Annotated in this window: 26 protein-coding genes and 1 pseudogene; 7 read left to right on the top strand and 20 right to left on the bottom strand. The window is 60.6% G+C overall.

The window, feature by feature from the left end; genetic code table 11:
• The first annotated feature begins 1 nt into the window (after position 1).
• Genes XM53_RS21110 through XM53_RS21095 form a run of 4 tightly spaced genes read left to right on the top strand, consistent with a single transcriptional unit; the run spans position 2 to position 2,790 of the window.
• On the top strand, positions 2-415 hold the full coding sequence (locus tag XM53_RS21110; protein ID WP_144435643.1) for a PaaI family thioesterase: 414 nt from the start codon (positions 2-4) through the stop codon (positions 413-415).
• A gap of 59 nt (positions 416-474) precedes the next feature.
• Positions 475-1,251: an SDR family NAD(P)-dependent oxidoreductase gene (locus XM53_RS21105; protein WP_057796785.1), complete on the top strand. Its 777-nt coding sequence runs from the start codon at positions 475-477 to the stop codon at positions 1,249-1,251.
• A gap of 1 nt (position 1,252) precedes the next feature.
• Entirely contained in the window at positions 1,253-1,648 is a 396-nt protein-coding gene (locus tag XM53_RS21100) for a Zn-ribbon domain-containing OB-fold protein (protein ID WP_057796784.1), read from the top strand.
• A complete protein-coding gene (locus tag XM53_RS21095; protein WP_057796783.1) occupies positions 1,645-2,790 on the top strand; it encodes a thiolase in 1,146 nt (381 codons plus the stop codon). The genes XM53_RS21100 and XM53_RS21095 overlap by 4 nt, the downstream gene beginning before the upstream one ends.
• 68 nt (positions 2,791-2,858) lie before the next feature.
• On the opposite strand, the gene XM53_RS21090 is transcribed toward XM53_RS21095, so the two are convergent.
• The 8 genes from XM53_RS21090 to XM53_RS21055 form a co-directional block, all read right to left on the bottom strand.
• A complete protein-coding gene (locus tag XM53_RS21090) occupies positions 2,859-3,992 on the bottom strand; it encodes a C4-dicarboxylate TRAP transporter substrate-binding protein (RefSeq protein WP_057796782.1) in 1,134 nt (377 codons plus the stop codon).
• 66 nt (positions 3,993-4,058) lie between these two features.
• On the bottom strand, positions 4,059-5,366 hold the full coding sequence (locus XM53_RS21085) for a TRAP transporter large permease (RefSeq protein ID WP_057796781.1): 1,308 nt from the start codon (positions 5,364-5,366) through the stop codon (positions 4,059-4,061).
• A 10-nt stretch (positions 5,367-5,376) separates the two neighbouring features.
• The gene (locus tag XM53_RS21080) at positions 5,377-5,898 is read right to left on the bottom strand and encodes a TRAP transporter small permease subunit (protein ID WP_057796780.1); all 522 of its coding nucleotides are present in this window, start codon (positions 5,896-5,898) and stop codon (positions 5,377-5,379) included.
• Between the two features lie 42 nt (positions 5,899-5,940).
• Positions 5,941-6,717 carry an enoyl-CoA hydratase/isomerase family protein gene (locus XM53_RS21075; RefSeq protein ID WP_057796779.1) on the bottom strand — a complete coding sequence of 259 codons (777 nt, stop codon included), beginning with the start codon at positions 6,715-6,717 and terminating at the stop codon, positions 5,941-5,943.
• 28 nt (positions 6,718-6,745) lie between these two features.
• Positions 6,746-7,900: an acyl-CoA dehydrogenase family protein gene (locus XM53_RS21070; RefSeq protein WP_057796778.1), complete on the bottom strand. Its 1,155-nt coding sequence runs from the start codon at positions 7,898-7,900 to the stop codon at positions 6,746-6,748.
• Between the two features lie 5 nt (positions 7,901-7,905).
• Positions 7,906-9,081, bottom strand: a complete 1,176-nt coding sequence (locus XM53_RS21065) for an acyl-CoA dehydrogenase family protein (protein WP_057796777.1) — start codon at positions 9,079-9,081, stop codon at positions 7,906-7,908.
• A 1-nt stretch (position 9,082) separates the two neighbouring features.
• Entirely contained in the window at positions 9,083-10,273 is a 1,191-nt protein-coding gene (locus XM53_RS21060; RefSeq protein WP_057796776.1) for a CaiB/BaiF CoA transferase family protein, read from the bottom strand.
• Complete coding sequence (locus XM53_RS21055; protein WP_236544593.1) at positions 10,270-11,040, bottom strand: enoyl-CoA hydratase/isomerase family protein; 771 nt, start codon at positions 11,038-11,040, stop codon at positions 10,270-10,272. Before XM53_RS21055 ends, XM53_RS21060 begins: the two co-directional genes overlap by 4 nt.
• A 223-nt stretch (positions 11,041-11,263) precedes the next feature.
• Between XM53_RS21055 and XM53_RS21050 the strand changes: the two genes are divergently transcribed.
• Positions 11,264-12,229 (top strand): NAD(P)H-dependent flavin oxidoreductase, encoded by a 966-nt coding sequence (locus tag XM53_RS21050; RefSeq protein ID WP_057796774.1) that lies wholly within the window; start codon positions 11,264-11,266, stop codon positions 12,227-12,229.
• A 71-nt stretch (positions 12,230-12,300) separates the two neighbouring features.
• On the opposite strand, the gene XM53_RS21045 is transcribed toward XM53_RS21050, so the two are convergent.
• The 10 genes from XM53_RS21045 to XM53_RS21000 all read right to left on the bottom strand — a co-directional run bounded on the left by XM53_RS21045 (position 12,301) and on the right by XM53_RS21000 (position 21,410).
• Positions 12,301-13,497, bottom strand: coding sequence for a phenylacetate--CoA ligase family protein (locus tag XM53_RS21045; RefSeq protein WP_236544592.1), 1,197 nt, complete (start codon positions 13,495-13,497; stop codon positions 12,301-12,303).
• A 27-nt stretch (positions 13,498-13,524) separates the two neighbouring features.
• Positions 13,525-14,334 carry an enoyl-CoA hydratase/isomerase family protein gene (locus XM53_RS21040; RefSeq protein WP_017467550.1) on the bottom strand — a complete coding sequence of 270 codons (810 nt, stop codon included), beginning with the start codon at positions 14,332-14,334 and terminating at the stop codon, positions 13,525-13,527.
• A 27-nt stretch (positions 14,335-14,361) separates the two neighbouring features.
• Positions 14,362-15,513 carry an acyl-CoA dehydrogenase family protein gene (locus XM53_RS21035; RefSeq protein ID WP_057796772.1) on the bottom strand — a complete coding sequence of 384 codons (1,152 nt, stop codon included), beginning with the start codon at positions 15,511-15,513 and terminating at the stop codon, positions 14,362-14,364.
• Positions 15,510-16,634 (bottom strand): acyl-CoA dehydrogenase family protein, encoded by a 1,125-nt coding sequence (locus XM53_RS21030; RefSeq protein ID WP_057796771.1) that lies wholly within the window; start codon positions 16,632-16,634, stop codon positions 15,510-15,512. The genes XM53_RS21035 and XM53_RS21030 overlap by 4 nt, the downstream gene beginning before the upstream one ends.
• Positions 16,621-17,070, bottom strand: a complete 450-nt coding sequence (locus XM53_RS21025) for a MaoC family dehydratase (protein WP_057796770.1) — start codon at positions 17,068-17,070, stop codon at positions 16,621-16,623. The genes XM53_RS21030 and XM53_RS21025 overlap by 14 nt, the downstream gene beginning before the upstream one ends.
• Positions 17,067-17,786, bottom strand: a complete 720-nt coding sequence (locus tag XM53_RS21020) for a transglutaminase-like domain-containing protein (RefSeq protein WP_057796769.1) — start codon at positions 17,784-17,786, stop codon at positions 17,067-17,069. The genes XM53_RS21025 and XM53_RS21020 overlap by 4 nt, the downstream gene beginning before the upstream one ends.
• A gap of 63 nt (positions 17,787-17,849) precedes the next feature.
• On the bottom strand, positions 17,850-18,986 hold the full coding sequence (locus tag XM53_RS21015; protein ID WP_057796768.1) for a CaiB/BaiF CoA transferase family protein: 1,137 nt from the start codon (positions 18,984-18,986) through the stop codon (positions 17,850-17,852).
• A 10-nt stretch (positions 18,987-18,996) separates the two neighbouring features.
• Positions 18,997-19,854: a MaoC/PaaZ C-terminal domain-containing protein gene (locus XM53_RS21010; protein WP_201455461.1), complete on the bottom strand. Its 858-nt coding sequence runs from the start codon at positions 19,852-19,854 to the stop codon at positions 18,997-18,999.
• A 23-nt stretch (positions 19,855-19,877) separates the two neighbouring features.
• The gene (locus XM53_RS21005) at positions 19,878-21,029 is read right to left on the bottom strand and encodes a thiolase (protein ID WP_057796767.1); all 1,152 of its coding nucleotides are present in this window, start codon (positions 21,027-21,029) and stop codon (positions 19,878-19,880) included.
• 3 nt (positions 21,030-21,032) lie between these two features.
• Positions 21,033-21,410: a Zn-ribbon domain-containing OB-fold protein gene (locus XM53_RS21000; RefSeq protein ID WP_057796766.1), complete on the bottom strand. Its 378-nt coding sequence runs from the start codon at positions 21,408-21,410 to the stop codon at positions 21,033-21,035.
• A 104-nt stretch (positions 21,411-21,514) separates the two neighbouring features.
• On the opposite strand from XM53_RS21000, the gene XM53_RS20995 reads away from it, so the two are divergent.
• Together XM53_RS20995 and XM53_RS20990 are read left to right on the top strand one after the other, a co-directional pair.
• The gene (locus XM53_RS20995; protein ID WP_057796765.1) at positions 21,515-22,660 is read left to right on the top strand and encodes a CaiB/BaiF CoA transferase family protein; all 1,146 of its coding nucleotides are present in this window, start codon (positions 21,515-21,517) and stop codon (positions 22,658-22,660) included.
• 18 nt (positions 22,661-22,678) lie between these two features.
• Positions 22,679-23,845: a CaiB/BaiF CoA transferase family protein gene (locus XM53_RS20990; RefSeq protein WP_057796764.1), complete on the top strand. Its 1,167-nt coding sequence runs from the start codon at positions 22,679-22,681 to the stop codon at positions 23,843-23,845.
• A 21-nt stretch (positions 23,846-23,866) separates the two neighbouring features.
• On the opposite strand, the gene XM53_RS20985 is transcribed toward XM53_RS20990, so the two are convergent.
• Together XM53_RS20985 and XM53_RS23830 are read right to left on the bottom strand one after the other, a co-directional pair.
• Positions 23,867-24,976 (bottom strand): acyl-CoA dehydrogenase family protein, encoded by a 1,110-nt coding sequence (locus XM53_RS20985; RefSeq protein ID WP_201455463.1) that lies wholly within the window; start codon positions 24,974-24,976, stop codon positions 23,867-23,869.
• Positions 24,977-25,015: 39 nt separating this feature from the next.
• Positions 25,016-25,631, bottom strand: a pseudogene (locus XM53_RS23830) (IS5 family transposase); the annotation flags it as partial.

Genomic DNA, 25,631 nt, shown 5'->3' with positions numbered 1-25,631 from the left:
TATGAGCGCACAAGACGGCAGACCGGACATCCCCGCCCCGTTCAACGCATTGCTCGGCGTGCGCTTTGTCTCGTGGTCCGATGGGAAGGCCGAACTGCGGTTGCCAATCGGACGCGATCACCTGAACGGCGCTTTTTCGGTGCATGGTGGTGTCTACGCGACCATGCTGGACAATGCGGTTACCTTCTGCGCGGCCTACGCGGGGGATGGCCGCCCCGGTCATCGCTGCCTAACGCTTTCGCTTACCACCAGTTTCGTCGCCCCTGCGGCCGAAGGAGACACGCTGACCGCCCGCGCGCGCGTTGTCGGGGGCGGACGCAAACTGGTTTTTGTACAGGGCGAGATCTTCAATCAAGACGGGCACCGTCTGGCCCATGGCGATGCCGTGATCAAGCGGCTCGCACCACCCTCGTGATCACCTGAGTGAACCGACAGTGGACGAGCCAAACAAACGAAGGACAAAAGGAGACAGAGATGATCAACCCGATGGCATTGGACAATCAAGTGGTTATCGTCACAGGCGCCGGACAGGGTATCGGCCGCGGTGTGGCGGCGCTGGCGGCAGAGCTGGGTGCCAGAGTCGTAGTGAACGATCTGAACGAAGACGACGTGAAGGAAACCGCCGAACAGATCGGTGGCAATGCCCGCGCCATCGTGGGGAATGTGGCCGACCCGGACTTTCCCGGGAAGCTCGTGAAATTTGCCCTCGACGAATTCGGCGACATCAACGGGCTTGTGAACAACGCCGGGATCGTGCGCGCCGCGATGATCCACAAGATGGACCGGGCCACCTGGCAACAGGTCATCGACGTGAATCTCACCGGTGTCTTCGCCTGCCTGCAGGCCGTTGGGACCTATTACAAGGAACAGGCCGAAAAAGACCCCGAAAGCGCCGCGCGCCGTGCCATCGTGAATATCTCATCCGATGCCGGGCGTCGCGGCACCATCGGTCAGATCAATTATGGCGCGGCAAAATCCGGGGTTCTTGGCCTGACAATGAGCGCCGCGCGTGAATGGGGCCGTTACCGCATCAACGTCAATTCAGTCTGTTTCGGAATGGTCGAGACGCCAATGACTGAGACCATCCGCTCTGAAAAATTCGCCGACAGGTATATGGCGCAGATTCCGATGGGACGGATGAGCACCCCTGAAGAAGTCGCGCAGCCCGTCTGTTTCCTGTTGTCCAACGCGGCATCCTATATCACCGGCCAGCACCTGAGCGTGAACGGTGGCTTCCACATCGGGTTCTGAGATGGCCGGCATTGGACAAGGCCCAGGGCCGGACGCCGTCTTCGCCGCGAAGCTGGCCGAGGGCGTCTTCGAGATTCAGAAATGTGGCGGCTGCGGCACCCATGTATTCCATCCGCGCGTGATCTGTCCGGCCTGCGGCAGCGCGGATCTGGGATGGATCGCGCCAACCGGGAGGGGCACCGTCTATGCGCGAACGGTCGTGCGCCGAAAACCGGAACGAGGCGGCGATTACAACGTGGTTCTGGTGGACCTGGAGGAAGGGGTACGAATGATGTCGCGCATCGACGGTATCGCGCATGACCAGATTGTCGCCGGGCTGAAAGTAACCGCGTCGATCGGCGAAGGCGCCGAAGGTGACCCCGCCGTGGTTTTCCGGCCAGAAGGAGAAGCAAATTGAGTTTACGGGGAAAAGCCGCCATCGTCGGTGCAGCGCTGGCAGGCTGCGGCGAGGCCCATGGCAAAAGCTCGATGGAGATCACAATCGAGGGGGTGCACGGCGCGCTTGCCGATGCGGGGATCGCACTTGGCGAGGTCGATGCCGTTGCCACCTGCCAGCCGCTGGATATGCTGTCGGGTCTTACACTGGCGCAGGAATTGGGCTTGAACCCCAGGTTCACGATGAACAACCGCATGGGCGGCTCGTCGTTCCTGTCGCACACGCTCTGGGCCGCGATGCTGCTCGAATTGCGGCTCGCTGATACCGTGTTGATCTGCTACGGATCGAACCAGCGCACCGCCTCGGGCAAGCTGATGACTGCGCTTGGCCTGCCGACCTACGAGGCCCCCTACCGACCGTTGTTCCCGCTGTCGTCCTATGCGCTGGCCACAGACCGTCACATGACGCAATTCGGCACAACGCGCGAACAGCTGGCCGACGTGGCGGTGGCGGCCCGCGCCTGGGCAAAAAAGAACCCCGACGCTTTCATGCGCGATCCTCTGACGCGCGAGGATGTGATCTCCTCGCGGCCGGTTTCGGACCCTCTGCGGGTGCGCGACTGCTGCCTTGTGACCGATGGCGGCGGCGCGATAGTTATGCGGCGGGCCGAGACGGCCAAGGATCACCCCAGGCCGCCGGTGTATCTGCTGGGCGGCGGCGAGGACACGACGCACCGCGACATCTCCGAAATGGCGGACCTGACCGTGACCGGCGCTGCGCAATCAGGGCGAACGGCCATGGACATGGCGGGTGTCAAACCCGCGGACATCGACGTGGTCCAGCTCTACGACGCGTTCACCATCAATGTGATCCTTTTTCTAGAAGATCTGGGCTTTTGCAAGAAAGGCGAAGGCGGTGCGTTTGTGGCGAACGGCGGCATCGCGCCTGGCGGCCACCTGCCGGTCAATACCAATGGTGGCGGCCTGTCATGCGTGCATCCCGGGATGTACGGCATCTTCACGCTGGTCGAGGCGGTGCGGCAACTGCGCGGCGATGCTGGCGATCGCCAGATCGGCAGTGCCGAACTGGCCCTAGCCCACGGCAACGGCGGTGTCCTGTCCAGCCAGGTGACGAATATCCTGGGCACCGAAGCCACCCTCTGAACAGACGAAGGAAGCAATGAAGCGGCCCTTCTTGCGAAGGGCCGCTGTGTATTCAGGCCTGAAACGGCTCAGTTCGGGTAGGTTGCGAAGTCGATCTTGGAATAAATCTCCTGACGCAGAAGGTCGGCAAAGGGCTGCGGATTGTCGCGGATCGGATGCAGCGGCTCAACCAGACCGTGCCATTTCTCGATCAGCTCGCGATAGGTTGCGATCAGCGGTTCCGGATCTTCGATGCCGCGTTCCTCGCGCGAGATGCGGGCGATCTCTTCAAGATCGGCGGTGCGGAAATCGATCAGATCCTGAAGAAACTCGGGCGAGGGTTCGTGCACCTCAAGACCAAGGTCGCCGGCCTCTTTCAGCACGTCCAGATCGTCGGTTTCGTAATACACCTCGGTCTGCGCAACGGCGTCGGGCAGGTTCTTGGCGAATTGCTCGCGTTGCTCCGGCGAAAGAGAGGACCAGAATTTCGGGCCGACAGCAAAGATCGAACCGGAATGATAGGTACCCAGCGGCAATTCCGTCATATGCTTGGCAACTTCGATCAGGCTGTGCCCTTTCAACGCCCCGATCGGCTGCACCGCTGCGGTGACGACACCATGACTCATCGTGTCATACATCTCGCTCGAGGGCACGTTCACCGGTTCAGCCCCAAGGCGCACCGCCCAGCGGTCCCAGACTGACCCGCCAGTGCGCAGCTTTACGCCTTGCATGTCTGCGATGTCGATGATCGGCTTGGTGGTCAGCAATACGTAGGGTGCCGTGCTGATCCCGCTCAGCGCCACCATGCCGTTCTTCGCGAACTCGTCCTTGCATGGCTGACAGTGCAGCATGACGAATTCGCTGGTCGCGCCGGCCATGGCATAGTGGTCCTCGCCCAAAAGAGCGAGATCGGCGACGAGCTGCGCATAGGGCATTTCCGACCTGAAATAGGTCAACGCCAGCAGACCTACATCGGCGACACCGTCGCGCAGGCCGGACAGTGTTGGCTTGGGTCCAAGCAAGGCGCCGCCGGTAAACAGCTTGAAGTCGAAGGCATCCGGAAATTCAGATTCGGTCATTTCGGCAAAGGCGGCATGGCCACGCGATGTCGCGTGATTGGGTGACGTCCAGTTGGATATAGTCACCCGCTTCTCGGCCAGGGCCGGTGTCGCCGCTAGAACGGCCGTAGCCGCCAGCGCGGCAAACGCATTGGTCAGTTTCATGTGGTCTCCTCCTCTTTTTCAAGACCCCGCTATTGCGCGGGGTTCGTCACGGCCGGGATGGCCAAATCAGTTGCCGAGCTCTGGCAGGAACATGATCAGTTCGGGAAAGGCGACCATGATGATAAGGACCACCACATCCGCAGCCAAAAACCACAAAACACCCTTGAAAATCAGTGAAATCGGGACCGCATCTCCGACGATGCCCTTGATCACGAACACGTTCAGCCCCACCGGTGGGGTAATCAGAGCCATCTCGACCAGCTTGGTTGCAAGCACGCCCAGCCAGATCAGGCTGATATGGTTCGCCTCGTAGATCGGCAGAAGGATCGGCAGCGTCAGCAGCAGGATGCCCAGCGGATCGAGGATCATGCCCAGCAGGCAAAAGATCACGGCGGTGCCAAAAACCAGCATCACATAGCTGGCCCCCAGGTCAATCACCAGGTCCGTCATCGCTGCGGGAATACCGCTGATCGCCAAAAACCTCGAAAACAGGTTGGCACCGACCGCAATGATGAAGATCGCCGCGGTCATTTTCGCAGTGTCCATCAGCGCGATTCTGGAAACTTTCCAGTTCAGGGTGCCGCGCGCCGCCGCAATCGCGAAGGACAACGCCGCCCCGACAGCCCCGGCCTGCGTGGGTGTGAATATCCCGGTGAACAGACCGCCGAAAACGCCCACCACCAGCAAGAGCACGGGCCATGTCTCGCTCAGGGCCTCCAGCCGTTCGGACCATGTCGCGCTTTCGTCGAGCGACGGCGCGAGCGCGGGATTGATCCACGCACGAACGATGATCACGGCCCAGTACCCCAGCATCGTCAGTACGCCCGGCACGATCGCGGCCAGAAACAGCTTGCTGATCGCGACCCCGGCAAAAATACCGTAGATGATCAGAAGGATGCTCGGCGGGATGAGCGACCCCATGGTGCCGGCCGCGGCAACCACCGCAGTGCTCAGCCCGGGATCGTAGCCGCGCTTGAGCATTTCCGGCACAGCGATCCGGCCCATGGCCGCGGCACATGCCAGGCTGGAACCGGCCGCCGCCGAGAACAGCGCCGCGCCGCCCACGCTGGCGACCGCCAGCCCCCCCGGCAGGAACGACAGCCAGACCCTGGCGGCCTTGAATATCCCGCGCGTGATATCTGTCTGGTAACAGACGTATCCCATCAACAGGAACATCGGGATCGAACTGAGGGTCCAGTGCGCAGCGAAATCATAGGGCACCGCCGTCAGCAGACCGAATGCGGCCCCGCTGCCCAACATGGCCCAGAACCCGAAAAAGGACACGATACCCAGTGCAACCGCTATGGGGACGCGCAACAGTACCAGCACGATCACAGTGAAAATGCCACAAAGGCCGATCTGAAAAAAACTCACCGTCGTGCTCCTATTCGTACATGTCGTGATTGGGGCTGGCCATGCCTGCATCGGTGGAGGGGCGTTGGATCAGCTTTGCCAGCAAGAGCAGAACCATCAGACCCGCGCCGATTGGCAGAAAGAAGCGGCCGGGCCAGACGGTCACCGCCGCCATACCCATGGATTTCTCTCCAACGGCGTATTTCTCGAGCGCGTCTATCCAGGTTTGCCATGTCAGCAGGCCATAGAATACCGCCGACAATGCCAGCGCCAGCATGTCCAGAACGGTTTTGCCCGCCGCCGGGATCAGATCGTGGATCAGATCAACCTTGATGTGTTCGTTGGTGAATTCGACGAATGGCAGCGGAAGGAAGACCAACCCGACCATGTAATAGTATGACACGTAGTCCACCGTTGCCGGCAACGGCTCGGCGACAAACTGGCTCAGAACGACATCAATCGTCACATGGACCATCATCAGCGCCGCCAGGGCAGTCGCAATATAGGTAATAATCCGCGACACCCAGCCGAGTCGTCCAATAACTGTTTCCATCGCTATCTCTTCCCTGTCCTTAAAAAGGCGCAATCCGCTTGGTCATGTGCCACGGAAAACCGGTTGTCTCTTGCTCAGAAAGGCGTCGATGCCTTCGGCGTGATCCGCGCTCTTGATGATTTGCCCCTGAATGATGGCTTCTGTTTCAAGAAAGCTCTCCAGAGACGGTTGCATCGCGGCGCGCATCAGCCGCTTGGTACCGGCCAGGGCAAAGGTTGGCCCCGCGGCCAGGTCTGTCGCATAGTCCAGGGCCGCCCGGTCGAGGGCATCATCGGGATGAACCTGGCTTGCCAATCCCAGGCTCAGGGCTTCATCCGCCGGCACCATCCGCGCTGAGAAGGCAAGGTCCGTCGCACGTTGCCGACCGATCAGATTCTGAAGGAAAAACGCCGCGCCGCCATCGGGGGCCAGCCCGATCTTGCGAAAAACCTGACCGAATCTTGCCGTCTCGGAGAGCAGGATAACGTCGCAGGCGAGCGCCATGCTCAGACCGATCCCGACCGCCGGACCGCGCACCGCGGCAACCACAGGCTTCTCGCAATTGAATATGGAAAGGATCATCTGGTGTGCCCTGTACAAGCGCGCCCGATCACCCCAGACATCGTCCTTGCCCATGGTCGAAATATCCGCACCCGCACAAAAAGCGCGGCCCTCGGCCCGCAGTAATACGGCGCGAATCCGCGGGTCAGTTTGGATATCGCGAAACGCGTCCAGGAGTTCGACGCGCATGTCGAGGGTCAGCGCATTCAGCTTGTCGGGCCGGCTCAACGACACGACGGCCAGACCTTCTGAGTGTTCCACAGTGATATCGCTTGTCATGACCGCCCCTCCCTTTGGCGAAGATTCGTCAGTCAGTGAACAGCGCCCGAGCAATCCCGTTCTTGTGTATCTGGGTCGTTCCCCCGGTGATCGTCAGCATCCGCACATCCCTCACCATCCGCTCCAACGGAAGCGAACCGAAATAGCCGTAGCCACCGAACATCTGCATGGCGTCATGGGTGACGCGCTGTGCCATTTCGGTGGCCTGAACCTTGGCGATCGAAGACAATGTTGGATCGGGCTGGCCGCGGTCGATCAGCGACAGCGCCGTATAACACAACGACCGCGCGGCCTCGATCTGCACCTTCATGTCCGACATCATCCATTGCAGCCCCTGCATCTCGGACAGCGCCTTGCCGAATTGCCGGCGGGTCTTCATGTAGTCGCGTGCAAGGTCGAACGCCCCCTCGGCGACACCAAGCGCCAGTATCCCCATGCCGACGCGCGTGGCGTTATAGACACCCAGCGGGCGGACAAAGCCGCTGGAGTTGCCGGCCAGCCCTTCGGTCACGACGTTTTCGGACGGCACCCGCACATCGTCGAAATGGATCTCGCATTCGTTGCAGCCGCGCGCGCCCATCTTCTGTTCAAGAATATGGACCGAAACGCCGGGGCTTTTGCGGTGCACCAAAACGGTTCCGATGCCTCGCGCGCCTTTGCTTTCGCAGAACCGAGCATAGACCAGAAGGTAATCGGCCCTGTCGCCGAAAGTGGTAAAGATCTTGCCGCCGTTCAGCACAAACCCGTCCCCGTCCGGGCGCAGCGATGTCGTCACCGCGGTGGCGTCCGACCCGGCCTCTGGCTCGGTCCAGGAGATCGCGCATTCGATCTCGCCTGCGGCGAAGCGGGGCAGGAAAGCCTGCTTCAACGCCTCGCTGCCGCAGGTGGCGATGATCCGGGGCGAGACGTTCTGATCGTGAACGATCAGCGCGGTATTGAAATCCACCTTGGCCAGTTCCTCGATCACGAGATAGCAATCCACCAGCGGCGCACCGCCACCGCCGTATTCTTCGGGAATGGTCATGCCCAGATAGCCAAGCGCGCCCAGGCGATGGTGGTTTTCCTCGGGGTAGATGCCGTCGCGGTCCCAGCGTGCGGCGCGGTCCCGGAATTCCCCGAGCGCCAGTTTGCGCGCGGCATCCTTGAGAGCGACCTGTTCTGTCGTTAGCAACGAGGGATGCATCCGCCCTACCCCCGCCGCTGGTCGAAGCTGTGGCCGTAGACCATGGCGGCGATCGTATTGCGCAGGATTTCGATGGTGCCACCGCCAAGCGCGAAGCCGCGCGCGTCACGCACCATACGTTCCAGCGGGTATTCGCGCGTGTAACCATTGTGACCGTGGATCTGCAGCGCTTCGTTCGTGACCCTCTGCGCCATTTCGTTGGCGTAAAGCTTGGCCATGGTCGCATCCATCGGATCGGGAAAGCCGTTCGGCGCGGGGTTGGTCGCGGCCCGATAGACCATCAGACGCGCAGCATGGATCTGTGTGGCCATGTCGGCGATTTTCCATTGCAGGCCCTGGAATTCCTTGATCGGGCGCCCGAACTGATGGCGAATCTCGGAATACGACTTTGCAGCATCGAAAGCGCCCTGCGCCAGCCCCACGCACATCGCTGCGTTGCCCACCCGCTCGGGTCCGAAACTGCTCATCAACAGCGCGAAGGAGCGCGAGCTTTCCGGGTCCCCTTCGACCAGCACATCCTCGGGACCGGCCTTGTAGTTTTCAAGGATAATCTCGGCCTCGGTCAGTCCCCGGCCACCCATCTTCAGCGATATGTGGCCGATCCGCGCGCCCGGCTTCTTCAGATCGACGACAAAGGCACCAATCCCCTTCGCCCCGCTGGCCTTGCCGAAACGGCAGAAGACCAGCGCATAATCGGCCACATGGGCGCCCGTGGACCAGCATTTGTTGCCATTCAGCACCCATCCGTCGCCGTCCCTTGTGGCCGTGGTGCGCAGGTCTGTCACCGCCGACCCCGCCTCGGGCTCGCTGATGGCGATTGCGATGAATTTCTTGCCGGCCGCCATGTCTGGCAGGAACCGCTTTTTCTGCTCGTCGCTGCCCAGAACGCTGATTGCCCGGGATGGGCCGTTCAGGTAGAGTTGCGAGACCAGCGCCGTGTTGAAACAGACCCGCGCCATTTCTTCCAGAAACACCGTGCCCTGGATCACTGGCGCGCCGGAGCCGCCGTATTCTTCAGGGATGAACATTCCCAGATAGCCAAGTTCGGCCAGCTTGTCGCGGTTCGCGGCTGGAAACTCTTCGGCTTCGTCCCAATGGGCGGCCCTGGGAGCAAACTCGCGCTCAGCCAGCTTGCGTGCCTCGTTGCGAAAATCCTCCAATTCCGGATCGAGCTTGAACATGTCAGTAGGTGTCCTTTGATTGAGCAGAGGGCAGGTCCTGTTCCAGTGCGGCCAGGATGCGCGCCGTATCGGCGCCTACGGTTGGTGCGGGGATAGGGGCGACCTGTGGGTGAGCCGCGAAACGCATCGGCAGCCCTGGAACAGGGACCGTGCCCAGGTCTGGATGCGGAAGGTCATGGATCATGCCGCGGGCGCGCATGTCATCGTCCGACACCACCTCAGCGAGCGTGCGCACCGGGGCGCCCGGCACATGTGCGCTGCTCAGGGCCGCGAAAATCTCGGCGCGGGTCTGACTTGAGGTCCACGCCGTCACCGAGCCATCGACTTGGGCACGCCGCGCGCAGCGCGCGGGTCCCGCGGCCAGTTCGGGATCTTCGGCCAGATCAGGGCGACCCATGGCCCGGGTCAGCTGCTGCCAGTGGCGATCATTCAGGCACATGATGGCCACCTGCCCGTCGCGCGCCGGAAACAGGTCGTAGGGTGCGACCTTGAGCACGGCCTGACTGTTGCCGGCCCGGTCGGCGAACCCGTCAGGCGCCAGCAGATAGCTTGCGATATTCGACGCCAGCGCGTGGTGCGTGACGTCCTGCATCGCGATCTGGACAAAGTCCCCGCGCCCTGTCGCGCCGCGCGCATGCAACGCCGCCATAATGCCACCAAAAAGGTGGATACCGCCCAGAAAATCGGTGATCGCTGCACCGCATTTCACAGGTGGACCATCGGGAAACCCGGTCACCGACATCAGACCCGTCAGGGCCTGAATAGGAAAATCCATCGCCGGTGCATCGCGATAGACGGAATCGGCCGCGTAACCCTTTCCTGACCCCATGACCAGGCGCGGATTGCGGGCACAGAGTGTTTCCCACCCCAGCCCCAGTTTCTCCATCGTACCGGGACGGAAATTCTCGATTAGAACATCGGCCGTATCTGACAGTGCCAGCAGGGCGGTGCGCCCGTCCTTGGAGCCCAGATCGAGCGTCACGCTCTGTTTGCTGGAATTGAGCATCATCGCTGCAGGGTTCTCGCGCCCACCCGCGATGCCGCGGATACTGTCGCCGCCGGGCGGCTCGACCTTGATGACCTCGGCCCCCATGAGCGCGAACATCAGACCGCAATAGGGCCCAAGGTAGACCTGCCCGAGATCAATCACCCGAAGACCGGCCAGCGGGCCACTATCGGGCGCCGCGTTCATGACCCGACAAAGCGCGGCGGACGCTTTTCCTTGAAAGAGGCGACCGCCTCGCGGTGATCTTCGGTCTGCATGATATGGGCTTCGGCGGTTGCCTCGATCTCGAGATAGGTCGCGAAATCGCAATCCATGCCACGGTTCAGCATCGACTTGCCCAGCCCAAAGGCTCGGGTCGGCCCTTCGGCCAGACGCGTGGCCAGCGCAGCGGCCTCTGCGTCGAGCGCGTCTTCTTCGTGGATTGCGTGGACGATCCCAAGGTCGTGCGCTTCGTGGGCATCGATCACCTGGGCCGTCAGGAACATCGCCTTCGCCCGCTGCGTCCCGACCGTCCGCGCCAGCAAGTAAAGCCCGCCACCGTCAGGCACGATCGCCACGCGCGCATAGGCCTGGCAAAAGCGGGCCGAGGGCGCGGCCAGGATCACATCAGCCAGAAGTGCAATGTTGAACCCCACGCCAAAGGCCGGCCCGGCAACCGCCGCGACGACCGGCTTTTCAAGATCATATAGCATCCGGGTTACGCGATGCTGTTGTTTCATGCGGTCCCGCATGGCCACAGGCGAAGACCCGGCGAAAGTGTTGATGTCACCTCCGGCGCAAAACGTGCCCCCGGCGCCAGTGATCAACAGCGCGCGCACGCGGTCATCGTCGCGCACTTGGGTGACGATGCGTTCCATCTCTTTGCGTGCGTCTTGATCAAGGGCATTCTTCTTCTCTGGAAAATCGAAGGTCATCCGACCAACGCTTTCCGAGCGGCTGTAGAGCAATGGCACCGCTTCCTCCTCCCAGAATCGGCTAGCATGGAACACGATAGGAGTGGCATTGATAGACGGGCTATAGTCCGGTGCGGAACATCAGACATGTGTAAAATTCACCCGTTCTGTGTATTTCCTTGCGGTCTGCTGGCACGTTTGCTTCGGCTTCCCTTCCCATGCACGCCCGTCAAGGCTACGGGCCTCGGCAACCCCTGTTGAAACAGCAAAGAAGAAATAGACAATGTACTCTGACACCCCTCTCGGCCGCTTGCGCCTGCCTGTGATCTGCTCGCCCATGTTTCTGGTGTCCGGGCCGGATCTTGTCATCGCCCAGTGCAAAGCCGGTGTCATCGGCAGCTTTCCGACGCTGAACGCACGCGAGTCCGAAGGTGAACCGCCGCTGCTCGAAGCCTGGCTCAAGCGCATCACCGAAGAGCTTGACGCGCACAATCAGGCCAATCCTGATCGGCCCGCCGCGCCGTTCGCAGTCAACCAGATCGTCCATCGATCGAATGATCGGATTGAGCGGGACGTCGAAATATGTGCGCGCTGGAAAGTGCCTGTCTGGATCACATCAATGGGCGCACGGGAAGACGTCAACCAAGCGGCACATGACTGCGGCGGCACTGTACTGCACGATGTAATCAACAACAAATACGCCAGGAAAGCGATCGACAAGGGCGCCGACGGCCTGATCGCGGTCTGCGCCGGCGCTGGCGGCCACGCCGGGGCCTTGTCACCCTTTGCGCTGGTTCAGGAAATCCGGGAATGGTTCGATGGTCCGCTTGCCCTGTCCGGGTCCATCGCGACCGGGCGCTCAATTCTGGCGGCGCAGGCCATGGGTGCGGATTTTGGGTATATCGGATCCCCCTTCATTGCCATGACCGAGGCGGTCGCGTCGGAGGAGTACAAGCAAATGATCGTCGAAGGCGGGGCCGATGATATTGTCTATACCGACTATTTCAGCGGCGTGCATGCCAACTATCTGAAACCGTCGATGCGGGCGGTCGGTCTCGATCCGGACAACCTGGCCGGGATCGGCAACAAACTCGATCTGGCCACCGGCGACATTCGCCCCAAGGCCTGGCGTGACATCTGGGGCAGCGGTCAGGGGATCGGAGCGGTGAAAGAGGTGATGACCACGGCGGACTACGTCGACCGTCTCGACCGGGAATACCAGGCCGCCAAAGTTGCGCTCTGTTCCTGACGAAAGAGGGCGGCCGGTCACCCGACCGCCCATCTGTTTCTGCGGTTGTCGCCGAAGATCGAGACGCGATCTCAGACGTCCTTTTGATTGACGATCAGTTCTGCATTTTCGGGTAGTTCCGCAACGATGCTCACCTCGTCGGCGCGAATTCGTGCATGCAGTTTGAAGGTATCGGCGGCGGCGGCTTCCGCAGCAGACGTATCGGCACCGTCTTCCAGCACAAGCGAGAGGCGGATCATGTCGCGATCGTTCTCGCGCGTTACCACGGCCTGCGCGGCCTTTGCGCCCGGCGTGCCGATGACAACTTCTTCAACCACACGCGGATAAACGAAAATCTCGCGCACTTTGACCGCTGCCCCGACCCGGCCCTGCAATGCTGAAATCCGGCTGACAGTGCCATCCGCGTTGCTTTCCAGCGCAAAGGCGCTGTCGCCGGTGCCGAACCGGATCATCGGCCAGGTGGCATCGCGCGCGGTCACAACAACCTCGCCCGGTTCCCCGTGAGCGACCTGTTCGCCACTGACCGGATCGCAGATCTGCACCACGCGGTCGGGATGAACCATGTAGCCTTCGCCACCATCCTCATAGGCGACAAGGCCCAGATCGGCGGTGGCATAGGCGGCCCAGGTGGACACGCCATAGTCTTCCTCGATCCGGCGGCGTTTGGCCATCCAGTCGCCCATCTCTCCGCCGAGGAAGGCTGTTTTCACCTTCCAGGCGTCGCGCCCATAGGTTTCGATCACCTTGTCCGCCAGCGTCAGGAAAAACGCGGTCGAGGCGCAGATTGAAGTCACACCGGTTTCAACGATGATCTGGGCCTGAAGCTCGGTATTGCCGACACCGCCGGGGATCACCGTGGCCCCGACGGACTGTGCCGCTTCGTCGAACAGCAAGCCTGCCGGCACCAGATGATACATCCAGGTGTTCAGGATGATATCCCCCGGCCCCATCCCGGCCGCCTTGAACAGCAGGTCAAGGCCGTGGCCGCCACCGCCCGAAAGTGCCGGTTCGAAGATCGGGCCGGGGGACACGTAGATCCGCCCGACATCCTTCAGACCAGAGGCGAGGAACCCGCCAAAAGGCGGGTTATCACGCTGGATCTTCAGAAGCTCTTCCTTCTTCATCACTGGCAGCCGCGACAGGTCCGCCAACGATGTGACGGCTGCCGGATCGAATCCGGCAGCCGTAAACCGCGATTTGAGACCAGATGCCTTTTTGGCCGCATCGGCATAGGCTTGAGCTATATCTCGATAAATATCTTCAGACATGTCCATGCCTCCTCGTCCGATCAGACTTTAAAGCGGGCAGTCCTTGCGGAAGTTTGGCGCGCGCTTCTCCCGGTGCGACAACACACCTTCCTTGACGTCCTCGCTCATGAAGCCAAGCATCTCCAGTGCAGTCGACGCATCAAAGATCGGCCCGGCCTGGCGCAGCCAGTTATTCAGCGAATACTTGGTCCAGCGGATCGCGCTTTGCGAGCCGTTGGCCAGTTCGACGGCTGTATCCAGCGCGATCTGCTGCAGCTCGTCATCCTCGACGCACATTGATACCAGACCGATCCGCTCGGCCTCTTCGCCCGACACCGGCTTGCAGGTCATCAGATAGTATTTCGCCTTGGCCATCGAGGTCAGCAGCGGCCAGATAATCGCCGCGACGTCACCGGCGGCAACACCAAGGCGGGGATGACCATCGACAATCTTGGCCCGTTTTCCGGCGATCGAGATGTCGGCCAGGATGGCAACCACAAGGCCCGCGCCCGCCGCGGGACCATTGATCGCGGAAATGATCGGCTTGTTGCAGTTGATGATGTTGTAGACGAGATCCTTGGCTTCTTTCCACGTCTTCATGATCTCATGCGAATTGCCAATCATGTTTTCGATCAGGCTAAAATCACCACCGGCGGAAAACGCCTTGCCCGCACCGGTCACGATGACCGCGTTGATGTCGGGGTCGCGGTCGATGTCGATCCACATGTCCGTCATCTGGGTGTGGGTTTCGGCATCGACCGAGTTGAATGTCTCGGGCCGGTCGAACGTGATGCGCAGGACGCGATCCGCCGGGTAGTCAAATTTCAGTTTGTCGTACTTTGCGTAACGCTCCGACATAGGTCTTTTCCTCCTCACGGTATGGGTTCAGCCAGGCAGTCCCAGGACGGCCTTAGACAGGATGTTTCTTTGGATTTCGTTCGATCCACCGTAGATCGTGGTAGGTCTGGCCTTGTAGAAGCTCGACAAAACGTCGACGCTAACATTGCCAACCTGAAGCGGCCCGATGGAGCCGCCATCGGGACCGGCTGCTTCGATCATCAGCTCGGTGATGCGCTGGAAGCACTCAGTCACCCAGATCTTCAGCATGGACACATCCGCACCCAGCGTCTCGCCACGTTTGAGCTGATCTGCAAAACGGGCATAAAGCGCGGCATGATCTTCCACATCCAGTGCCGCCTGGGCAAAGCGGTCACGGAACACCGGATCGTCAAACGCGCCACGGCCACGGGCAAAGCTTTCAAGCTGTCCCAGAGCGTTCTGGGCCAGACTTGGCGAACCGATGAAAATGCGTTCGAAGCTCAAGAGCGCCTTGGCCATCGTCCAACCCTTGTTCAGCTCGCCCACGAGGTTCTCGCGGGGCGTCCGTGCATTGTCAAAGAAGACCTCGCAAAACTCGGTCTCGCCCGACAGGGTCGTGATAGTGCGCACATCGACTCCGGGCTGATCCATCGGAGCGAGCAGGAAACTGATACCCTGTTGTTTCTTGGGCGCATCCGGATCGGTGCGCACCAGCATGAAAATATGCGTGGCGTCATGCGCCATCGTGGTCCAGATCTTCTGTCCGTTGATGACAAAGTCGTCCCCGTCAATCTCTGCGCGTGTGCGCAGGTTCGCCAGATCGGACCCGGCGCCGGGTTCCGAGTATCCCTGGCACCAGATGTCTTCGCAACTCAGGATACGCGGCAGCCAGTAGTCTTTTTGTTCCTGGGTGCCGAATTTGATGATCAGGGGACCGACCATCTGCACGCCCATGTCGCGACCGCGATTGACGCCCCAGCGCTGCTGCTCTTCATAAAAGATCAGCAGCTTAGCAGCGTTCAGGCCCATACCGCCGAATTCAGCGGGCCAGGCTGGCGCAACCCAGCCCTTGGCGTGAAGCTTGCGGTGCCAATGTTCGATCTCGGCGAACTTCGGGCGGTGCGGCAGGTGACGCAGCTCCTCGGGATATTCCGCTTCGAAGAACTGGCGCACTTCTTTGCGGAATTCCGCATCGCTCATTGCATTCCAGTCGGTCATTGTGCTGCCCCCTCTGCTTCGCGTGCCTCGAACCAAATCCGCCTGTGATAGGCATCGTCGCCCAACCAGGCCGACAGCACCAGCGCCCGGTTCAGGTAGAGCCCGATATCGAACTCATCCGTGTACCCGACCGCCCCGTGCAACTGGATCGCATCACGGGTAATTCTTTTGGCGGCCGTAACCGCCCGCGCCTTGGCACGGCTGGCAATCGGGGCCCGAACCTTCGGATCGGTTTCGCTGTCCATCTGCGCAAGCGCCTCCCGCACTCCGGCCTGCGCGACCTCGCACATCACGTTGAGGTCGACGGCACGGTGCTGGATGACCTGAAAAGACCCGATCGGCTTGTCGAACTGCTCCCGCGTCTTGATGTAGTCTAGCGTGATCTCGAAGGCACGCTCGCTCAGGCCGACAAGCTCGGCCGCAGCAAGCGCCGTTGCATCGGCGACAGCCTCGGCCAGTGCAGTGGGAACCGCACCGCCGCTGGCCAATTCCGCGGCCGGGGTTCCCGAAAACGAAAGCTCGCCCAGAGAGCTGCCGTCGGCCTGCGCTCGTTTGTCAATGACAAGCCCGTCCGCGTCTGCCTCGGTCAGAACCAGAACCGGGCCGTCATCTCCTTCAGCCACGACCAGGAACCCTAGAGATCCGGTCGCGCCGACGACCCAGGCCTTGCCACCGGTCAGCTTACCGTCCGTGTATCGGCAGGCCGCATCGGCAGGCGCCCCGCCCAGGCCACGTTCCTGCCAGGCAACCGCCAGTGAAATTTCGCCGCCGATAAGTTGCGCCATCTTCGGATGATCCGGACAAAGGCGGCGCAGAAGACCGAGGCTTAGACCGATCGTCGACACGACCGGTTCCGGTGCAATCACACGGCCGACTTCCTCGGCGATGACACCCCCGGCGGCCAGGCCCATGCCAAGCCCGCCCTGATCTTCGGGCACCGCCACGCCGAAAACACCGGCCTCGGCGAGTTCCCGGACCATCTCCGCATCGAAACCGCCCCCGGCATCACGAAGTTTTCGGGCTCTGTCACTTCCGCCCGCCCGTTCAAACAACGTGCGCGCGCTCTCGCGCAACAGGCGAAGGTCTTCTTGTTCGCTGGAAAGGATATCAGTCTGTGTCATTTTGCTTTCGCAGGATCATCATGGGGGTGTCGGTCGAAAAAACGACCTCGCCCTCAGGGTTTTTGGCGCTGAGCGTATAGTGCAAAACACCTCTGTCGGGCTTGCTCTTTGACGGCGTGACCGCGTTGACCGTCAGTTCGACATCAAGGGGTTCGTTCGGACGCACCGGCCGCAGCCAGCGCAAATTTTCAAAGCCCATGCCACCGATATTGGCGACATCGACCATCATCTCAGCCATGATCGGCCTGAACACTTCCAGCATCGTCTGAAAGCCCGAGGCGATCAGGCTGCCATGTATGGCGGTTGCATAGTCTTCGTCGGTGTGCAGCCGCTGCGGATCCCATTCCTCGGCAAACGCCTTTATTGAATCCGCGCTCATCGGAGCGCTGCGAAAGCGATAGGCTTGGCCCGGCGAGAAGTCTTCCAGATACCTCAAGAGGCACCCTCCTTTGCGAAACCGTCATCGTATCCGCTCGCATCCTTGGATATCCGGATGCGGTTGAATTCTTCCAGCTTCGGATAGGTTTCCTTGAACGTCGTCAGAAACTCACCCATCGGCGCGTCGAAATAGAGCCCACGGTCGTTCACATATTCCATGTGCCGGTGATTCTGTTCGTCGAACTCGTGAAAGAGCGCGTCGTGATATCCGTCGAAGACCAAAGGTTTGACCCCGAATCTTTCACACAGTTCCATGTTGAATGCAGGTGTCACCTTGTAGGCCTCATTCCCCAACCACAGCTGAACATAGCCGTGGTAGATAAAGAGATCGGTCTCCATCAATTCCTGCAACTTGGGTGTATTCAGGTGGTTGCGCACATCCGCGAACCCAAGAGCGGCGGGGATACCCACAGCACGCAGACAAGCCGCCAGCAGAATTGCCTTGGGAACGCAAAACGCCGCTTCCGCCCCAGCGATACGGCTTGCACGGTAAGAGTCCTCATCCAGCGCGAAACAATAGGGATCATAGCGAATATCGTCGCGCACCGATTCGAACAGGCGAATCGCCTTGTCCCGATGGGTTGCGTCCGCGGGAAGACCCCGCAAAGCCGATGTCACGAAATCCTGCACTTCCAGGCTATCGCTTTCCACAAAGCGCGATGGCATGACATAACGCTCGGCTTCGGCCGGCAGGTCATCGTGGGACTTGTCCATTGGCTTCTCCATTTTTCTAACAATTGTTAGATTACCGATTCAAATCCTGCCCGTCAACGGGATTTACTCTGTCTTCGGTTGGTCCACGCCATAACGCGCATTGTCTTTGCCCAAAGTGGTTGCAACTCCAAACGAATTTCCCGAAGAACGGAACTCCGACGCAATTGGCAGCGGCAAAGCGGGCGCGTTCCGGTCGGAGATTTTTACGGCCCGTCCGAACACGTCACGCGCTTTGAAATGCGGGTCTCGCGCCGCCTCGGCGGGCGTTTTCACGACCGAACAGCAGCAATCGGCCGCAGCCAGCAGAGGCTCCCAATGGGTCGAGGGGTGTTCCCTCAGACGACGCGCAACCTCCGCGGCACAGGCATTGGGATCGGACCAGTCATCGCGAAGCGCCACCGGCAAACCAATGACGCCGCAGAACGACTGCCAGAACTTTTCTTCCAACGCGCCGACGGCGATCTGACGCCCGTCCGCGGCCGTATAAAGCCGATACCGGGCCAGGCCACCCGTCAGGCGGCTGCCACCGTTCTTGATGTTCTGCCCGGCAATCACACCTTCGGCATGGGCCCAATAGGCAAAGGCGAACGCTCCCTCGGACATTGCGATATCCAGATGCGTCCCCTGCCCGCTCGCCTGCCGCGCAATCAGGGCCAGCAGGATATTCATCACCGCAGGATAGGTTCCGCCTCCGATATCGGCGACCAGCCCGAACGGTGCCGTTGGCTGGTCATCCGGTCCGCGACTGAGCGACAGGATACCCGCATCACCAACATAGTTGAGGTCGTGGCCGGCGGCGCTGGCCTTTGGTCCGGTCTGGCCATAGCCGGTGATCGAACAATAGATGAGACTGGGATTGATCTCGCGCAGAGCATCATAACCAAGCCCGAGCCGGTCCATCACGCCGGGACGGAACTGCTCTACCAGAACATCGGCCTTCTCGATCAAGGGGCGCAGACGTTCCACTGCGCCCCTTGACTTGAGGTCGATGGCCACCGATCGCTTGCCGTGGTTCAACACAGCAAATCCGACGCTCTCTCCGTCGATCTTTGGCTCCGTGTGGCGCGCGTCCTCGCCGGCTCCGGGCCGTTCGAACTTGATCACTTCGGCCCCGGCCTCGGACAGCATGAGCGTTGCCATCGGACCGGGAAGAAGGGTGCTGAAATCCAGCACCAGGATATCCTTGAGAGGTTGAGCCATCTTCACTGCCTCAGGCGAAGCGCGCTGCGCCGTTGTTCAGAACAACCACGTCGCGTGCGGGAATAGATGCTCGAAACCGGGCCTCGCCGTCCTCTTCCCAGATTTCGAACCGCACGGTTTCGCCGGGATAGACCGGAGCCGAGAACCGAACATCCAGACCGACAAGCCGGGCAGAATCATAGTCAAGCAATGTCTTAAGAATCGCCCGGGCCGCCAGCCCATAGGTCGCCAGACCATGCAGGATCGGGCGGTCGAACCCGACAGAACGGGCCACATCCGGGTCAGCGTGAAGCGGATTGAAATCACCGCTGAGACGATAAATAAGGGCTTGGCGCGGCAGGGTATCGATATCACATATGTGATCAGGCGCCCGGTCAGGCAGCACTGCAGGTGCCGGACCCGCCTGGTTTTCACCACCAAAACCCCCATCACCGCGACAGAAAGCCGACATTGCCACGCGCGCCAGTTTTTCACCGCTGTCCGGGTCGACAATGTCGCGGCTTTGGTAAATGACGGCTCCCTTGCCCTCGCCCTTGTCGGCGATGAAGTCGATCTTGCTGCGGCCGACAATCCGGCCATGTGTCGGCAGCGGTTTGTAGATGTCGAGCCACTGTTCTCCGTGCAGCACTTTTTGCCAGTTTACGCCGGTCTTGGGATCGCGCAGCCAGAAGCCGGGATACCCCAAAATGACCGCCATCGAGGGAACTGCCTTGAGCCCGTCTTCATAGACATAGGCCAGTTCCTTTTTGTCGGTCGGATCCTCGCCGAACCCAAGGCCGAGTGCATACAGGATGGTATCCCGCTCAGTCAGCGTCTGTTCGATTTCCTCAAAGTCCCAGTTCGATAGTGCATCAAAATCCAATGGCATTTGCTTTCCTCCCTTAGTTGCCGTCAGAGCGTGTTTTGCGATCCAAGTATCGCCGTGACCTGGCTGGAGAGCACACCACCGTTGCCATGTGCCAGCGCCAGGTCGATATCCTTCAACTGAATGCCCGGCGCGTCGCCACGGATCTGGCGGGCAGCCTCGATTACTGTGAAGATTCCGTACATCCCGGGGTGCACGCAGGACAGGCCGCCGCCATTCGTGTTCACCGGCAAGACGCCGCCAAGCGCGATGCGCCCGCCTTCGACAAAGGCCCCTCCCTCGCCCTTGGCGCAGAACCCCAGATCTTCAAGAAACAGGATGGTATTGATGGTGAAGGCATCATAAAGCTCGACCGCCTGGATATCCGCAGGGTTCACTCCGGCCGCCGCAAAGGCGCGCGCGCCCGAGTCGCGGGCCGCGGTCACGGTGAAATCCTTCATCTGGGAAATCTGCCGGTGCGAGCTTGCCGCAGCACTGCCCAGCACATAGACAGGCGCCTTCGGGAAATCCCGGGCGCGGTCCGCGCGGACCATTACGATCGCGCCGCCACCATCGGTGACAAGACAACAGTCGCGCACGGTCAATGGATCGCCCACCATGCGCGCACCCAACACGTCCTCGCGGGTAAGCGGGCCACGCTCGAACGCTTCGGGGTTGCGCTGCGCCCAGGCCCGCGCGGCAACGGCCACGTCGGCCAGCTGTTCGCGGGTGGTGCCATATTCATGCATGTGCCGCGCCGCCGCCATCGCATAGGCCGAGATCGGATAGCGCGGATTATACGGCGCCTCGTAGGCCGGCGGACGTGAAGCGGTCACCAGTCTGCCCGACGCGGTGCGCTGGTTGGAGCCATAAACAATCAGCGCGACATTACACAGACCGGCGTCCAGCGCCATGGCCGCGGACGTCAGGTAGTTTACGAAGGACGAACCGCCCGACATCGTGCCATCAATGAAACGGGGCTGGATGCCCAGATACTCCGCCGCCATAAGCGCCGGCATGCTGTCTTCCATCATGGTGCAAAACAGCCCGTCGACGTCGGACAGTTTCAGCCCGGCATCGCCAAGCGCCGCAAGCGCAGATTGCGCCATAACATCATAGGCCGTCAGGCCATGGGCTTCTCCGAAACCGGCATGACCGGTTCCCACGATGGCGGATTTCCCCCGAAGTTCAGTGGTCATGGCCTATCCCTCCGACGGTTTGAAAAGCACGGCCGGAACACCCTCGGCCTCGCCCACGAATGCGGTTACAGGCATGTCGATGACGACCTCACCCGGGGCAATGCCCTCGACCCGGCTCATCATCCGGACACCCTCGTCCAGCTCGACGACGCATACGTTGTAGTCGCCGCCCCGTTCGGGCTTTCGGCGCACGACTGTTGTGGTGTGGACCCGTCCCTTGCCGCCGGCCTGCTTCCACGAAATCGCGGTGCCATGACAATGTGGACACAGGACTCGCGGGAAAAAGTGATAGGCCCCGCAGTCGTCGCACTTGGGCAGCAGGATCTCTCCCTCTGCCAGCGCGCGTTGGAAAAGCTGGTCTGGTCCTTTGGCATCCTGCATAGGCGTTCTCCTTCAAGCGACCCAGTCTTTGTTTAAGCGTATTGATAATCTTTCTAACAGTTGTTAGATTTAGTCAACCTTTCAGGATCAATTGAGAGAAACTCATGTCAGGTTCAGACTTAGCCCCCCTTTCCGGCAAACTCGTCGTTGCGCTCGAACAGGCAGTCGCCGCGCCTTTTTGCTCCTCGCGGCTGGCCGATGCCGGTGCGCGTGTGATCAAGATCGAACGCAAGGGTACGGGCGATTTCGCCCGCGCCTACGATACCGCCGCAAAGGGCGAAAGCGCCTATTTCACATGGCTGAACCGCGGAAAAGAATCGGTCGCCCTGGACATTAAAGCCGACGAGGACCGGGACATCCTGCTCCGGATGCTGGAAAACGCGGATGTGTTTATTCAGAACCTGCTGCCCGGCGCGCTGGCCAAGCTCGGTCTAGATTCCGCCAGTCTGCGAGAACGGTTCCCGCGCCTGGTGACCTGCGACATCACCGGATATGGCGAAGACGGCCCGATGCGCAACGCCAAGGCCTATGACCTTCTGGTGCAATGCGAAAGCGGCCTGGCATCGGTGACCGGCACGCCGGATGGACCGGGGCGGGTCGGCGTGTCGGTCTGCGATATCGCCACCGGCATGACAGCCCATGCCGGGATCTGCGAAGCGCTGATCGGGCGTGATCGAACCGGCAAGGGCAGCGGCATCTCGGTCGCCATGTTCGACGTCATGGCGGACTGGATGGCGGTTCCGCTCCTTTTTCACGACTATGCCAATCAGCCCACGCCCAGAACCGGGCTTGGCCACTCTGTCATATGCCCCTACGGCGCATTCCACTGCCAGGGCGGTGAACAGGTCGTCATCTCGGTTCAGAACAGCCGCGAATGGAACCGGTTCTGCGTTCAGGTTCTCGGCGACCCGGCCCTGGCCGATGATCCGCGATTCCATGACAACGCAGCCAGGATCGCGCACAAATCGGAACTCGAAGAGCTTATCAAGACCGTGTTCGGCGCGCACGAACGTGCCGAATTGTTGAAGCTGCTTGATGGCGCGGGCATTGCATCGGCGGCGGTGAACGACGTTGCCTCGCTGTCGGATCACCCGCAACTTGATCGGGCGACCATCGGAACGCCCACGGGACCTGTCAGCATCGCAATGCCCCCGATACGACGTGGCAGCACCGAAGCCGCGATTGGACCTTCCCCCGCATTGGATGCCGATGGAGCGGCCATTCGCGCGGAATTCGGTTCTCGTTCCTAGAACAGGAAATCAACCCATATGGCCACCTCGACGAACACCGCAATCCTGCAAGGCGTCAGGATCATCGACCTGACGTCGATCATCTTCGGTCCTCTGGCCACGCAGATGCTGGGCGATCTGGGAGCGGATGTGATCAAGGTGGAAGCGCCCGAGGGCGATCTTCTGCGCCAGGTTCAGCCATCGCGGCACAGGTTGATGGGCGCCGCGTTTCTAGGGGCCAACCGCAACAAGCGCAGCGTCGTACTCGATCTTAAGACGCAAGCCGATCGCGACCGTCTGCGCAAGTTGCTCGTCGATGCAGATGTTATGATTTCAAGCATCAGGCCCGCGGCGCTTGCCAGATTGTCTTTGGATCCGGAAACCTTAAGGAACGAGAATCCGAGCCTGATCACGGTTTTTGCAACCGGATACGGTCAGGACGGGCCATACGCTTCGAAACCTGCCTTTGATGACATCGTCCAGGCGGTTTCGGGTTTGGCCAGCCTGCCCACCCTTCGCGATCCAGAGGCAAAACCCGATTATTCCCCGACCATTCTTGCCGACAAGCTTGGCGGCGTTACCACGGCTTATGCCGTCATGGCAGCCCTGTTTCATCGGGAACGCACGGGCCAGGCACAACATGTCGAGGTGCCGATGTTCGAAACGCTGACGGCGTTTCTGCTGGCCGAGCACATGGACGGCGCGACATTCGACGAGGTACCGAGGAATTTCGGATATGCCCGCATGCTGGTGCCGCACCGCCGCCCGCTCCAGACGGCGGACGGGTTCATCACGATCCTGCCCTATACCAACGCCCAATGGGCGCGGTTCTTCAAGACGGTTGGGCGCAATGACATGATCGACCATGTCTGGGTCACGGACATGGACGCCCGTAGCCGCAACATCGGCGCGGTATACGATATGGTGGCGCACATTGCGCTGACCCGGACCACGGATGACTGGCTTGACCTCATGGAGCAGGCCGACATACCCGCCATGCCAGTGCGCAACCTGTCAGATTTGCCGAACGATCCCCATCTTGCCGCGACCGGCTTCTTCCAACGGATTGATCACCCATCCGAAGGACCGATCTGGACGACACGCCCGCCGATACGATTCTTGGCAACACCGGCGCGACATGATCATCGCCCGGCCCCGCGACTTGGGGAACACAGCGACGAAATTCTGGGGCCGGGCAGGGAATAGCCCCACCCGGCACCGGACGGATCAAACATCCATCGAGCGTGCGATCAGTTCCTTCATGATCTCGTCGGTGCCGCCATAGATCATCTGGACCCTGCTGTCGGCATAAAGTCGCGCGATGGGGTATTCCATCATGAAACCGTAACCGCCGTGCAGTTGCAGGCATTCATGCATGACCTCGTTCTGCGTCTGACTGCCCCACCATTTCGCCATCGAAGCCGTGGCCGCATCAAGTTCGCCCGCTTCAAGACGCGCGAGCCCGTCATTTACGAAGGAACGTAGCAATTCGGCCTTGGTTTTGCATTCCGCAAGTTTGAAGCGTGTATTCTGGAAGTCCATGATCCGGCTTCCAAATGCCTTGCGGTCCTGAACATATTTCACCGTTTCGTCGATCGCAAAATCAATACAACCGAGGGCGGTAATGCCGATCATCAGCCGCTCCCAAGGCAGTTGCTTCATCAGCTGGTAGAACCCCTGCCCCTCTTCCGGACCAAGCAGGTTCGCCGTGGGCACGCGCACATCCTCGAAGAACAGCTCAGCAGTATCCGAACCTTTCATACCCAGTTTCTTCAGGTTCCGTCCCCGGCGAAAGCCCTCAGCGCCCTCGGTTTCCAGAACGATCAACGAAACGCCCTTAGCGCCGGCGTTGCGATCGGTCTTTGCCACGATAACAACGAGATCCGCCGTGTGCCCGGTTGTGATAAAGATCTTCGAACCGTTGATCTTGTAGTGGTTGCCATCCTTTTCCGCATAGGTTTGTACGTTCTGGAGGTCAGAGCCCGTTCCAGGCTCGGTCATGGCAATCGCCGCAACGCTGTCGCCGCTGACCAGTTTCGGCAACCACTTTTTCTTCTGTTCCTCACTGCCATATGCATTGAGATAATGGATTACGATGGACTGGATCCCATAGCCCCAACCCGTATCACCGGTGCGCCCCTGCTCGTAGACGGTAATCGCGTCGAACCCGATGCCGCCACCGAACCCACCATATTCTTCGGCAATCGAGCCACCCATGACACCCTGCTGACCGACTGTTTTCCAGAAGTCGCGGTCAACAATGCCCTGCTCCACCCATTTCTCAATGTTCGGAGCCATCTCTGCATTGAAAAGCCTGCGCGTACTATCCGCGAACATCTTGTGTTCATCCACTACCCAGCTAGGGCCCGTGGACAATCATCGTGATGCGATCAGGGTTGCTGCGAGGTTCCAACAGGCGGCATAGCTACAGTCTGTCTTATCGTAGCGCGTGGCTATGGCTCTGAACTCTTTGATTTTCGCAAAATAGTTTTCGACGAGGTGTCGCCATCTGTAGGCGTCCACGTCGTAGTTTCGCTGGAGTTTGCGGTTGGCTTTGGGCGGGATCACAGCGATTGCGCCGCGCGCATCGAGGTCTTGCAATAGCAGTCAGCATCAAACGCCTTATCTGCCAGTAATGCGCCAAATAGAGTATCCCTGATCAGAGGCGCAACGCCCTTCATATCGTGCGCCTGCCCGGGCAGCAGCAGGAACCGCACCAGATTGCCGAGCGCATCGACCAGCGCCACGATCTTGGTCGTCAGCCCACCGCGCGAGCGCCCGATGGCCTGAGTTTGAGTCCCCCTTTTGCGCCCGTGGCCTTCTGGTGGACTTGAACGATGGTTCCATCAATGAGCGCATACTCGAGGTCGGGGTCATCACTCAGCGCGTTGAAAAGACTCTCGAAAACACCCGTCTTGGCCCATCTTCGAAAACGCCGGAACTGGCTGTTCCAGTTGCCGAAGAGGTGGTCGCGGAAATTCGGACCAGTGGT

It is taken from the genome of Roseovarius atlanticus (assembly GCF_001441615.1).
In the GTDB taxonomy this organism is placed as follows: domain Bacteria; phylum Pseudomonadota; class Alphaproteobacteria; order Rhodobacterales; family Rhodobacteraceae; genus Roseovarius; species Roseovarius atlanticus.
The sequence above is the reverse complement of the archived record's forward strand: the minus strand, read 5'-3'. Positions and strand labels throughout refer to the sequence as shown.

Coding starts and splice junctions, on each gene's coding strand:
- XM53_RS20985 (WP_201455463.1), bottom strand. CDS start 24,976: ATGTTCGCGGATAGTACGCGCAGGCTTTTCAATGCAGAGATGGCTCCG.
- XM53_RS21045 (WP_236544592.1), bottom strand. CDS start 13,497: ATGTCTGAAGATATTTATCGAGATATAGCTCAAGCCTATGCCGATGCG.
- XM53_RS21070 (WP_057796778.1), bottom strand. CDS start 7,900: ATGCATCCCTCGTTGCTAACGACAGAACAGGTCGCTCTCAAGGATGCC.
- XM53_RS21090 (WP_057796782.1), bottom strand. CDS start 3,992: ATGAAACTGACCAATGCGTTTGCCGCGCTGGCGGCTACGGCCGTTCTA.
- XM53_RS21050 (WP_057796774.1), top strand. CDS start 11,264: ATGTACTCTGACACCCCTCTCGGCCGCTTGCGCCTGCCTGTGATCTGC.
- XM53_RS21105 (WP_057796785.1), top strand. CDS start 475: ATGATCAACCCGATGGCATTGGACAATCAAGTGGTTATCGTCACAGGC.
- XM53_RS20990 (WP_057796764.1), top strand. CDS start 22,679: ATGGCCACCTCGACGAACACCGCAATCCTGCAAGGCGTCAGGATCATC.
- XM53_RS21030 (WP_057796771.1), bottom strand. CDS start 16,634: ATGACACAGACTGATATCCTTTCCAGCGAACAAGAAGACCTTCGCCTG.
- XM53_RS21040 (WP_017467550.1), bottom strand. CDS start 14,334: ATGTCGGAGCGTTACGCAAAGTACGACAAACTGAAATTTGACTACCCG.
- XM53_RS21005 (WP_057796767.1), bottom strand. CDS start 21,029: ATGACCACTGAACTTCGGGGGAAATCCGCCATCGTGGGAACCGGTCAT.
- XM53_RS21065 (WP_057796777.1), bottom strand. CDS start 9,081: ATGTTCAAGCTCGATCCGGAATTGGAGGATTTTCGCAACGAGGCACGC.
- XM53_RS21000 (WP_057796766.1), bottom strand. CDS start 21,410: ATGCAGGATGCCAAAGGACCAGACCAGCTTTTCCAACGCGCGCTGGCA.
- XM53_RS21080 (WP_057796780.1), bottom strand. CDS start 5,898: ATGGAAACAGTTATTGGACGACTCGGCTGGGTGTCGCGGATTATTACC.
- XM53_RS21100 (WP_057796784.1), top strand. CDS start 1,253: ATGGCCGGCATTGGACAAGGCCCAGGGCCGGACGCCGTCTTCGCCGCG.
- XM53_RS21110 (WP_144435643.1), top strand. CDS start 2: ATGAGCGCACAAGACGGCAGACCGGACATCCCCGCCCCGTTCAACGCA.
- XM53_RS21060 (WP_057796776.1), bottom strand. CDS start 10,273: ATGAACGCGGCGCCCGATAGTGGCCCGCTGGCCGGTCTTCGGGTGATT.
- XM53_RS21035 (WP_057796772.1), bottom strand. CDS start 15,513: ATGACCGACTGGAATGCAATGAGCGATGCGGAATTCCGCAAAGAAGTG.
- XM53_RS21075 (WP_057796779.1), bottom strand. CDS start 6,717: ATGACAAGCGATATCACTGTGGAACACTCAGAAGGTCTGGCCGTCGTG.
- XM53_RS20995 (WP_057796765.1), top strand. CDS start 21,515: ATGTCAGGTTCAGACTTAGCCCCCCTTTCCGGCAAACTCGTCGTTGCG.
- XM53_RS21010 (WP_201455461.1), bottom strand. CDS start 19,854: ATGCCATTGGATTTTGATGCACTATCGAACTGGGACTTTGAGGAAATC.
- XM53_RS21015 (WP_057796768.1), bottom strand. CDS start 18,986: ATGGCTCAACCTCTCAAGGATATCCTGGTGCTGGATTTCAGCACCCTT.
- XM53_RS21020 (WP_057796769.1), bottom strand. CDS start 17,786: ATGGACAAGTCCCACGATGACCTGCCGGCCGAAGCCGAGCGTTATGTC.